The organism is Tistlia sp., from assembly GCF_040905785.1.
Taxonomy (GTDB): domain Bacteria; phylum Pseudomonadota; class Alphaproteobacteria; order Kiloniellales; family DSM-21159; genus Tistlia.
This window is the reverse complement of the sequence record NZ_JBBDQW010000008.1, coordinates 49,548-59,244: the sequence shown is the minus strand read 5'-3', so window position 1 is coordinate 59,244 and position 9,697 is coordinate 49,548. Positions and strand designations below refer to the sequence as shown.

Here is a 9,697-nt window from a genome sequence, read left to right as displayed (position 1 = left end):
ATCCTCGGCGACGAGGACCATCTCGGCGACATGGACTTCAAGGTGGCCGGCACCGACACCGGCGTCACCTCGCTGCAGATGGACATCAAGATCACCTCGATCACCCGGGAGATCATGGAGATCGCCCTGGATCAGGCGCGCGACGGCCGTCTGCACATCCTCGGCGAGATGGCCAAGGCGCTGACCAACGCCCGCGAGGAGGTGTCGAGCAACGCGCCGCGTATCACCACCATCCAGATCAACCGCGAGAAGATCCGCGACGTGATCGGCACGGGCGGGAAGGTGATCCGCGAGATCTGCGAGGTCACCGGCGCCAAGGTCGATATCGACGACGACGGAACGGTCAAGGTTTCCTCGGTCGACGTCGAGGCGATGCAGAAAGCGCTGGACTGGATCGAGTCGATCGTCGCCGAGCCCGAGGTCGGCAAGATCTATACCGGCAAGGTGGTCAAGACCATGGACTTCGGCGCCTTCGTCAACTTCCTGGGGCCGCGCGACGGCCTGGTCCATATCTCCCAGTTGGCCGCCGATCGGGTCGCCAAGACCGAGGACGTGGTCAAGGAAGGCGACGAGGTGAAGGTCAAGGTCATCGGCTTCGACGACCGCGGCAAGGTCAAGCTGTCGATGAAAATCGTCGACCAGGAAACCGGCGCCGATCTGGAAGAGGCCAAGGAAGCCTCCTAAGCCGATCGGAGCTGGAGTAGATTGAGGGGGCGGGAGACGGTGTCTTCCGCCCCTTTTTCATGTGAGCGGCCATGAGCAATCCCCTTCCCCGAGTGATCGGCCACCGCGGCGCCGCGAGTCACGCGCCGGAAAACACCCTGGCCGGCCTGCGCAAGGCCGCCGAGCTGGGCGCGCCCTGGGTCGAGTTCGACGTGCGCCTGACGGCGGACAAGGTGGCGATCCTGCATCACGACGATTCCCTGAAGCGGACCGCCGGACGCAACCGCGCGGCGGCGGCGATGCGCTACGCGGAGATCGCCGAGCTCGAGGCCGGCGCCTGGTTCGGGGAGAGCTTCCGCGGCGAGGCCATCCCCAGCCTCACGGCGAGCATCGCCCTGCTCGGCGAGCTTGGGCTGGGCGCGAACATCGAGATCAAGCCGGCCGCGGGGCAGGAAGCCGAGACGGCGCGGATCGCGCTGGAGATCATGCGCGCCGAGTGGCCGCAGAGCCTGCCGCCGCCGCTGATCACCTCCTTCAAGCCGCAGAGCCTGCAGGCGGCGCAGGAGAGCGCGCCGGAAATCCCCCGCGGTCTGCTGCTCAAGGAGTTGAAGGAAGGCTGGCGGAAGCAGGCTGAGCGGCTCGACTGCGTCTCGATCCATCTGTCGCGGCAGAAAACCAGCAAGGCGGCGATCGATCTGGTTCACAAGGCGGGCTACGCGCTGGCGGTCTATACGGTGAACGACCCCAGGGAGGCCGCGCGGCTCTACGACTGGGGCGCCGACTGCATCATCACGGATTCGCCGGAACTGCTGCTGCCCCTGGCCTGAGGAGACGGGACGGGAAGCAGGTTATTCCTTGGCCTTGTCGACCTCGACCGTGGTCAGGCGGCGCGGCGAGGGAACGCCGATCACGTTGTAGCCGCAGTCCACGTGATGCACCTCGCCGGTGACACCCTGCGCGAGATCCGACAGCAGATAGAGCCCGGCGCCTCCGACCTCGTCCAGTTCGACCGGGCGATTGAGCGGCGCCTGGTCGCGCTGCCAGCCGTAGGTGAAGCGGGCATTGGCGATGGCCGAGCCGGCCAGGGTGCGCATCGGCCCGGCCGAGATCGCGTTGACCCGCACGCCCACCGGGCCCAGGTCGGCGGCGAGATAGCGCACGCTGGCCTCCAGCGCCGCCTTGGCAACGCCCATCACGTTATAGTTCGGGGTCACCCGCTCGGCGCCAAGATAGCTGAGCGTCAGCAGCGAGCCACCCTCCTTCATCAGCGGCAGCGCCAGGCGCGCGATCGCGGTGAAGGAGTAGCAGGAGACGGTCAGGGTCTTGTTGAAGTTGCTGCGGCTGGTGTCGAGATAGCGGCCCTTGAGCTCGCTCTTGTCGGAATAGGCGATGGCATGGACGACGAAGTCGATCCCGCCCCAGGCTTTTTCGATCTCGTCAAAAACCGCGGCAAGCTGATCCTCGTCGTCGGCGTCGCAGTCCATCACCAGCTTGGCGCCGACCCCTTCGGCCAGCGGCTGGACGCGCTTGGCGAAGGGTGCGCCCTGATAGGTGAAGGCCAGCTCTGCGCCGGCGGCATGCAGCGCTTCGGCGATGCCCCAGGCAATCGAGTGATCGTTCGCCACACCCATGACCAAGCCGCGTTTGCCGGCCATGAGTTCGGACAGGCCCTGTGCCGCCATGAAATCGAAACTCCGGTTAATTTTCGAGTCGCTTGAATGCGAGGCTCGCGTTGGTGCCGCCGAAGCCGAAGGAGTTCGACATCACGCAGTTGAGCTGAACCTCCTTTGCCGCCCCGGTGACCAGAGGAATGCCCTCGGACGCCGGATCGGGCTCCTCGACGTTTATGGAGGGGGACACGAAACCCTGCTTCATCATGATCAGGGAGTAGATGGCTTCGGTGACGCCGGCCGCGCCCTGGGCGTGGCCGGTCAGGGATTTCGTGGAGTTCACCTTGGGCAGGGCATCCTGGCCGTCCTTGCCGAAGACCTCGCGGATCGCCTTCAGCTCGGCGGCGTCGCCGACCGGCGTCGAGGTGCCGTGGGTGTTGATGTAGTCGACCTTGGTGTTGCCCAGGCCGGCCAGCGCCAGCTTCATGCAGCGCACCGCGCCCTCGCCGGAGGGGGCGACCATGTCGGCCCCGTCGGAGGTCGCGCCGTAGCCGGCCAGCTCGGCATAGATCTTGGCGCCGCGCGCCTTGGCGTGCTCCAGCTCCTCGAGCACCACGACGCCGCCGCCGCCGGCGATGACGAAGCCGTCGCGCCGGACGTCGAAGGGACGGGAGGCCTTTTCCGGAGTGTCGTTGAACTTCGATGACAGCGCGCCCATGGCGTCGAACAGCATCGAGAGCGTCCAGTGCAGCTCCTCGCCGCCGCCGGCGAAGACGATGTCCTGCTTGCCGTACTGGATCAGCTCGGCGCCGTTGCCGATGCAGTGCGCCGAGGTCGAGCAGGCCGAGGAGATGGTGTAGCTGTGGCCCTTGATCTTGAAGGCCGTCGCCAGGTTGGCCGAGTTCGTCGAGGACATGCAGCGCGGCACCATGTAGGGGCCGACCCGCTTCACGCCCTTTTCGCGGGCGATGTCGGCGGCCTCCACCTGGTTCGAGGTCGAGGGGCCGCCCGAGCCGACGATCAGCCCCGTGCGCTCGTCGCTGACGTCCTTCTCGGGCAGGCCGGCGTCGGCGATCGCCTCGACCATGGCGACGTAGTTGAAGGCGGCGCCGTCGCCCATGAAGCGGCGCACGCGCCGGTCGATGTGGGCGTCCAGGTCGATCCTCGGCTGGCCCTTGACGTGGCTGCGGAAGCCGCGCTCCGCGTAGTCCTCGGCAAAGACGATGCCCGAGCGGCCGGCGCGCAGCGCCTCGGCCACCTCTTCCTTGTTGCTGCCGATGCTGGAGACGATGCCCAGCCCTGTGACGGCGACACGACGCATGCGCTAGTCCTCATTCTGCGGTCCAGCGGTGAAAGCGGACCCGCCGGCCCGGCCCCCCAGGGGCGTCTCCAGGGGGGCGTTCCGGCGGAGGTCGTCCGGCGGCCCTTGCTCCGGCTGAAGTCCTAGGCCGTCTCGGGGCCCGTCTGGAACAGGCCCACCTTCAGGTCGCTGGCCTCGTAGGCGACCTCGCCGTCGGCCTTCATGACGCCGTCGGCGATGCCCATCACCAGCCTGCGGACGATAACCCGCTTGAGATTGAGGTGGTAGGTCACCTTGCTGATGGTAGGGGTGACCTGGCCGCGCATCCGGACCTCGCCGACGCCGAGCGCCCGGCCGCGGCCGGGCAGTCCGAGACGACCGAGGAAGAAGCCGATGAGCTGCCAGAGCGCATCGACGCCCAGGCAGCCCGGCATCACCGGGTCGCCCTTGAAGTGGCAGGCGAAGAACCAGAGCTGCGGGGTGATGTCGAGCTCGGCGACGATCTCGCCCTTGTCGAAGCTGCCGCCCTCCTCGCTGATGTGGGTGATGCGGTCGAACATCAGCATCGGCGGCAGCGGCAGCTGGGCGTTGCCGGGTCCGAACAGTTTGCCCTCGCCGCAGGAGATCAGGTCCTCGAAGCTGTAGCTGGTCTTCTTCTCGCTCACACCATCACCTTAGCAGCCTGGGCGGCGCCGGCCGGCCGGGCCAGGCCGCGGACGCAACCGACCCCCTCGCGGAGGCGGCGCCGCCGATCCCTGGAAACTATAACACCGGCAGCGGCTTGGCCAGCAAGGCCATGCGATTTCTCCAGGACGCCGCGAGCCGGCGAGAGGCCGCGCCGCGGCGAGTTCAACTCATTCGAAGGACCGGGCTTAAGTGATTGACAGACACCCCTTCCCTTGGCCGGTCGAAGCACCTATATCGGACCCATGACCGTAGAACGCCGCTATACCGCTTTGATCGAGCGCCTGAAGCATGCCGGCCTGCGGCCGACGCGGCAGCGTCTCGCCCTGGCCAAGCTGCTGTTCGATCCCGCCGCGGCGGCCCTGGACCCCTCCGCGCGCGACCGCCACATCACCGCCGAGCAGCTGCACGACGAGGCGATGAGCGCCGGGCAGCCGGTGTCCCTGGCCACGGTCTACAACACGCTGCACCAGTTCACCGAGGTGGGTCTGCTGCGCGAGGTCGTGGTCGAGCCGGGACGCTCCTACTTCGACACCAACGTCAGCGACCACCACCACTTCTTCTTCGAAGGCGACGGCCGCCTGCTAGACATCCCCGGCGAGCAGATTCGCCTCGCCGACCTGCCGCCGCCGCCGCCAGGCAGCGCGATCCGGCGTGTCGACGTCATCGTCCGGCTCTCCGAGAGCGAGAGCGACTGAGGGCCCACGCGCGGAAGCGGACCTCGTCGACCTCCGATCTCCACAGCTTTTTCAGAATATTGCTTTTTCGTTTAGAATCGTTCTAAGCTGTTGACTCGCACCGGGCTCGCGCTATAGTCCGGAGGCTGCCGCCGGCGTCGCTTAGCGTCGGCAGGCCGCAGGAAATAAATGACGGAAAGTCGAAGGGAGACCGAGCCATGTCCCTCAAGGGCAGCAAGACCGAAGAGAACCTGAAGGAAGCCTTCGCCGGCGAGAGCCAGGCGAACCGGCGCTACCTCTATTTCGCCCAGAAGGCCGACGTCGAGGGCTTCAACGACGTCGCCGCGGTGTTCCGCTCGACGGCGGAGGGCGAGACCGGCCATGCCCACGGCCACCTGGCCTACCTCGAGGAGGTCGGGGACCCGGCGACCGGCGAGCCGATCGGCGACACCGGCCTGAACCTCAAGGCGGCGATCGCCGGCGAGACCCACGAGTACACCGACATGTACCCGGGCATGGCGCGCACGGCGCGCGACGAGGGCTTCGACGAGATCGCCGACTGGTTCGAGACGCTCGCGAAGGCCGAGAAGAGCCACGCCGGCCGCTTCCAGAAGGCGCTCGACACGCTGGACTAGTCGGGCCGGTCTTCCGCCCGGAAGACCTCCGGAAAAGCCAGCCGTTTCGGCAGGGTTCTGCAGGACGGGCACGTTCGTGCCCGTCCTTCGGCCCGTCCCCGCCGCACCGTTTCACGGCATCGAAACCGTCCCGCTGAGCGGCCCCTCCAGGCGATCCGGCCCTTGCCCGGCCGGTGGGAGCGAAGACATGCGCGAAGGCAGCCTCGACAGCCCGGTCCGTCATCCGATCGACTGGAACGACCCCGACTTCTACGACATGGACAAGATCCAGGCCGAGATGGACCGGGTCTTCGACATCTGCCATGGCTGCCGGCGCTGCTTCAATCTCTGCGACTCCTTCCCGGTCCTGTTCGACCTGATCGACGAGTCGGCGACCGGGGAGCTCGATGCCGTCGACAAGGCCGACTACAAGAAGGTCGTGGACGCCTGCACGCTCTGCGACATGTGCTTCATGGTGTCCTGTCCCTACGTGCCGCCGCACGAGTTCGACCTGGACTTCCCGCACCTGATGCTGCGCCACCGCGCCGCCGAGCAGAAAGCCGGCCGGGACGACTTCGCCACCAGCCAGCTGACCCGCACCGACCGCAACGGCCGGCTCGCGGCGCTCGCGCCGGGGCTGGCGAACTGGGCCAGCGACCTCGGCAACGGCATGACCCGCGGCCTGCTCGAGACGGTCGCCAAGGTCGACCGCCAGGCCGCCCTGCCGAAGTATCACGGCAAGACCCTGGAGCGCCGGGCCAAGGCGAGCCCGCCGGCGCGCGACGCCGCGGCGCCCGCCGCCGGCCGCAAGGTCGCGCTCTATGCGACCTGCTTCGCCAACTACAACAACCCGAGCATCGGCGAGGCGACCCTGGCGGTGCTCGCGCGCAACGGCGTCGAGGTCGAGGTCGTCTACCCGCAGTGCTGCGGCATGCCGCAGTTCGAGCAGGGCAAGCTCGAGGAGGTCGCCGGCGCCGCCCGCACTGTCGCCAAGGCCCTGCTGCCGTATGTCGACCAGGGCTACGACATCGTCGCCCTGGTCCCCTCCTGCGCGCTGATGATGAAGTTCGAGTGGCCGCTGCTGCTGCCCGAAGACGCCGACATCAAGCGGCTTGCCCAGGCGACCTTCGACGTCACCGAGTATGTCGTCGACATCGCCGCCAAGCAGGGCCTCGCCGAGGGCCTGCGGCCGCTCGAAGGCGGCGTCGCCCTGCACATCTCCTGCCATTCCCGGGCGCAGAATATGGGCAACAAGGCGCGCGAGATGCTGAAGCTGATTCCCGACACGCCGCTCAAGCAGCTGCCGCGCTGCTCCGGCCACGGCGGTTCCTGGGGCGTGCACAAGGACCACTTCGAGACCGCGCTGAAGATCGGCAAGCCGGTCGCCCGCGACGTCTACAAGGCCGACCACCGGTACGTCAGCTCGGAGTGCCCGCTCGCCGGCATGCACATCCTGCAGGGCGTCGAGCGGATCGCCGCCGAGCAGCCGGAGGGCGAGCGCAAGGCGGTGCCGACCCAGTCGTACCACCCGATCGAGCTGCTCGCGATGGCCTACGGCTTCGGTGCCCAGGGCGGCGCGGTCGAGGCCACGGCGGGCGGGCCGGTCCCGGAGCACAGCGAGGCAAGACAGCCATGAAGCGCGCTATCACAGCGGAAGACATCTGGCCGATCGAGCGCTACGGCGCCGAGCGCAAGGCGCTGAAGAAGGCGCTGGTCGAGAAGAAGAAGCACAGGCGCCTCGACGTCGGCCCGGTGGCGACCTTCTATTTCGAGAACTACGAGACCATGTGGTCGCAGGTCCAGGAGATGCTCTGGATCGAGAAGGGCGGCGAGGAGCAGCTGGCCGACGAGCTGCGGGCCTACAACCCCCTGATCCCCCAGGGCAGCGAGCTGGTCGCCACGGTGATGTTCGAGATCGACGACAAGGCGCGGCGCGAAACCTTCCTGCGCAAGCTCGGCGGTGTCGAGGAGACCGCCTTCATCGAGTTCGACGGCGAGAAGGTCGTGGCGGTGCCCGAGGCCGACGTCGACCGCACCACGGCCGACGGCAAGGCCAGCTCCGTGCAGTTCCTGCACTTCCCCTTCAGCGCGCAGCAGAAGGACAAGTTCCGCAAGGCCGGCCGCGTCATCCTCGGCTTCGAGCACCCGGCCTACAGCCACATGTCGGTGCTCTCCGAAACCGCCCGCGCCGCCCTCGCCGAGGACTTCGACTAGACGGTCTCTCTCCTGCCGCCCGGGGCGCGCTACAGGCCCTGGGGCCGCTCCAGGCGACCGGTCTCGCCGGGCGGGTTGGCGAAGGGCGCGAAGCCGTCCCGATCGCGCGTCTCGCGCCAGTGTCCCAGCGCCCAGTGGACCGAGGGGAAGGCGATCTCGTCCCAGGGGATGTCCTTCCAGTCGAACAGCCCGCACTCCCGGCTTTCCGGCCCGGGCGCGATCGCGGGATGCAGCAGGCGGGCCCGGTAGATCAGCTGGACCTGGCTCAGGCGCAGGATCGTGTAGACCGCGAGCAACCGCTCGATCTCCAGCTCGGCGCGCGCCTCCTCCCAGGCCTCGCGCCGCGCGCCGTCCGCCGTCGCCTCGTTGAGCTCCAGGTAGCCCGCGGGCAGCGTCCAGAAGCCGCTGCGCGGCTCGATCGCGCGTCGGCACAGCAGGATGCGGTTCTCCCAGAGCGCGACCGAGCCGACCACGACCTTGGGGTTCTGGTAGTCGACGAAGCCGCAGGCGTCGCAGACCGGCCGCTCGCGATCGTCGCCCTCGGGGATCCGCCGAGAGAAGCTCGGCTGCTGCTGCGCGTCCATCGCGCGATGGTGCCGCCGGGGCGTCCCTGGAGCAAGGCCGCCGCTTCCGGCGCCCGGTTGTGGCGGCGGCGGTCGCCGCGGTGTAAGACTGCCGGCCGCGGAGCGCCCTGCCACCTGTCCGGGAGCACGACCTTGCCCGAGGGACCCTTGAAGACGCCCGGCGCGGCGCGCGCTGCCGCACGCGGCGCGAGCCGCCAGGCCCGGCCGGCGCGGCTGTCCCTGGACCGGCCCCGGCCGGCGAGCCGCTTCTGCGAGGTCGGCTGGCTGGTCGACACCGACAAGTCGGCGCTGATCTACGGCGCCCCGCGCGCCCTCGGCCGCCGCCCGGAAACGCTCGAGGCCGCCCAGGCCGCGCCGAACGCCAAGGCGGTCGCCCGCTGCCCCGCGCTCGCCGACCTAGAGGCCAAGGTCTTCGAGATCCCCTGCCCGGTCGACATCGTCCTGAAGCTGGTCCAGGACGAGAAGGGCCAGCTGCGCGTCGTCCCCTCGGGCGACGGCCAGTCCTCGGTCAACCGCCAGCATCTCGCCCAGATGGTCTTCCTGCTGCAGCGCGAGCGCTGGCGCGACCCGCGCTACCCGGTGGTGCAGATCGCCGCCCCCTACCGCTTCGTCGCCGACGAGGAGGTCTGGCTCAACCAGCTGCCGCCCTACGATCACTGGAGCGGCACGCCCTGGCCGGGCCTCTTGATCGGCGGCCGCTTTCCGATCGACGTGTGGCCGCGCAGCCTGATGTGGGCGATGGAGTGGCGCGACACCGGCAAGCCGCTGGTGATCCGGCGCGGCGAGCCCTGGTTCTACCTGCGCTTCGAGACCCGCGAGCCGGCGCGGCCGCTGCGCCTGGTCGAGGCCGAGATGACCGAGGCGCTGCGCCGTCACTGCCAGGCGCTCGACGGCGTCACAAACTATGTCGGGCAGACCTTCCAGCTGTTCGCCGAAGCCCGGGCGCGGCGTCCCGAGCGGCTGCTGACCAAGGCCGTCCGCTCGAAGCGGGGGTGAGGGCTCGCCAGCGCCGCCGGCGGCCGCTCAGACCCGGAGGTTGAGGAAGCGGCCGCGCGGGTGCAGTTCGCCGGCCTCGCCGGCACGCTCGGCGGCGGCCAGGCGGGGCGCGGGCATGGCGGCCTGCTGCCCGCCCTGGCGTTTAGTGCCGGCGTCGGCGTCGAGCTGCTGCCACTGCTGCTGGGCAACCCGCGCGGAGCCCGGATTGGATAGCCCGAGGGCCTCCGAGAGCGAGTTGCCGATGCGGCTGCCGGAAAGCGCGTCCATGGCAGGTCGATAGCAGCCCGGGCGTTAACAAGCGGTAAAGCCAGTCCCCTCGCGTGACCGGGACGACGGCCCATGCTAAAGCGCGGCC

12 protein-coding genes are annotated in these 9,697 nt (G+C 68.9%); 7 read left to right on the top strand and 5 right to left on the bottom strand.

What is annotated here, in order from left to right; all coding sequences use genetic code 11:
- Both WD341_RS02635 and ugpQ read left to right on the top strand, forming a co-directional pair.
- Positions 1 to 684, top strand: a 684-nt coding sequence (locus WD341_RS02635; protein ID WP_368423861.1) for a S1 RNA-binding domain-containing protein, incomplete at its 5' end; no start/stop codon positions are given.
- Between the two features lie 71 nt (positions 685 to 755).
- Positions 756 to 1,490 (top strand): glycerophosphodiester phosphodiesterase, encoded by a 735-nt coding sequence (gene ugpQ, locus WD341_RS02630; RefSeq protein ID WP_368423860.1) that lies wholly within the window; start codon positions 756 to 758, stop codon positions 1,488 to 1,490.
- A gap of 21 nt (positions 1,491 to 1,511) precedes the next feature.
- Here ugpQ and WD341_RS02625 read toward each other — a convergent pair whose 3' ends face one another.
- The 3 genes from WD341_RS02625 to fabA all read right to left on the bottom strand — a co-directional run bounded on the left by WD341_RS02625 (position 1,512) and on the right by fabA (position 4,238).
- Positions 1,512 to 2,345, bottom strand: a complete 834-nt coding sequence (locus WD341_RS02625; protein WP_368423859.1) for an enoyl-ACP reductase — start codon at positions 2,343 to 2,345, stop codon at positions 1,512 to 1,514.
- A 16-nt stretch (positions 2,346 to 2,361) separates the two neighbouring features.
- Positions 2,362 to 3,594 carry a beta-ketoacyl-ACP synthase I gene (gene fabB, locus WD341_RS02620; protein ID WP_368423858.1) on the bottom strand — a complete coding sequence of 411 codons (1,233 nt, stop codon included), beginning with the start codon at positions 3,592 to 3,594 and terminating at the stop codon, positions 2,362 to 2,364.
- A 122-nt stretch (positions 3,595 to 3,716) separates the two neighbouring features.
- Complete coding sequence (gene fabA, locus WD341_RS02615; RefSeq protein ID WP_368423857.1) at positions 3,717 to 4,238, bottom strand: 3-hydroxyacyl-[acyl-carrier-protein] dehydratase FabA; 522 nt, start codon at positions 4,236 to 4,238, stop codon at positions 3,717 to 3,719.
- Between the two features lie 264 nt (positions 4,239 to 4,502).
- Here fabA and irrA point away from each other — a divergent pair, with 264 nt between their 5' ends.
- The 4 genes from irrA (at position 4,503) to WD341_RS02595 (ending at position 7,762) form a co-directional block, all read left to right on the top strand.
- Positions 4,503 to 4,955 (top strand): iron response transcriptional regulator IrrA, encoded by a 453-nt coding sequence (irrA, locus tag WD341_RS02610; protein WP_368423856.1) that lies wholly within the window; start codon positions 4,503 to 4,505, stop codon positions 4,953 to 4,955.
- Positions 4,956 to 5,152: 197 nt separating this feature from the next.
- The gene (locus WD341_RS02605) at positions 5,153 to 5,569 is read left to right on the top strand and encodes a rubrerythrin family protein (RefSeq protein WP_368423855.1); all 417 of its coding nucleotides are present in this window, start codon (positions 5,153 to 5,155) and stop codon (positions 5,567 to 5,569) included.
- Between the two features lie 187 nt (positions 5,570 to 5,756).
- Positions 5,757 to 7,184, top strand: a complete 1,428-nt coding sequence (locus tag WD341_RS02600; protein ID WP_368423854.1) for a heterodisulfide reductase-related iron-sulfur binding cluster — start codon at positions 5,757 to 5,759, stop codon at positions 7,182 to 7,184.
- The gene (locus WD341_RS02595) at positions 7,181 to 7,762 is read left to right on the top strand and encodes a DUF3501 family protein (RefSeq protein ID WP_368423853.1); all 582 of its coding nucleotides are present in this window, start codon (positions 7,181 to 7,183) and stop codon (positions 7,760 to 7,762) included. Before WD341_RS02600 ends, WD341_RS02595 begins: the two co-directional genes overlap by 4 nt.
- A gap of 29 nt (positions 7,763 to 7,791) precedes the next feature.
- Here WD341_RS02595 and WD341_RS02590 read toward each other — a convergent pair whose 3' ends face one another.
- A complete protein-coding gene (locus tag WD341_RS02590; RefSeq protein WP_368423852.1) occupies positions 7,792 to 8,346 on the bottom strand; it encodes an NUDIX domain-containing protein in 555 nt (184 codons plus the stop codon).
- 132 nt (positions 8,347 to 8,478) lie between these two features.
- Between WD341_RS02590 and WD341_RS02585 the strand changes: the two genes are divergently transcribed.
- Positions 8,479 to 9,342 (top strand): hypothetical protein, encoded by an 864-nt coding sequence (locus WD341_RS02585; protein WP_368423851.1) that lies wholly within the window; start codon positions 8,479 to 8,481, stop codon positions 9,340 to 9,342.
- A 27-nt stretch (positions 9,343 to 9,369) separates the two neighbouring features.
- On the opposite strand, the gene WD341_RS02580 is transcribed toward WD341_RS02585, so the two are convergent.
- Positions 9,370 to 9,609 carry a hypothetical protein gene (locus WD341_RS02580; RefSeq protein ID WP_368423850.1) on the bottom strand — a complete coding sequence of 80 codons (240 nt, stop codon included), beginning with the start codon at positions 9,607 to 9,609 and terminating at the stop codon, positions 9,370 to 9,372.
- Between the last annotated feature and the right edge of the window lie 88 nt (positions 9,610 to 9,697).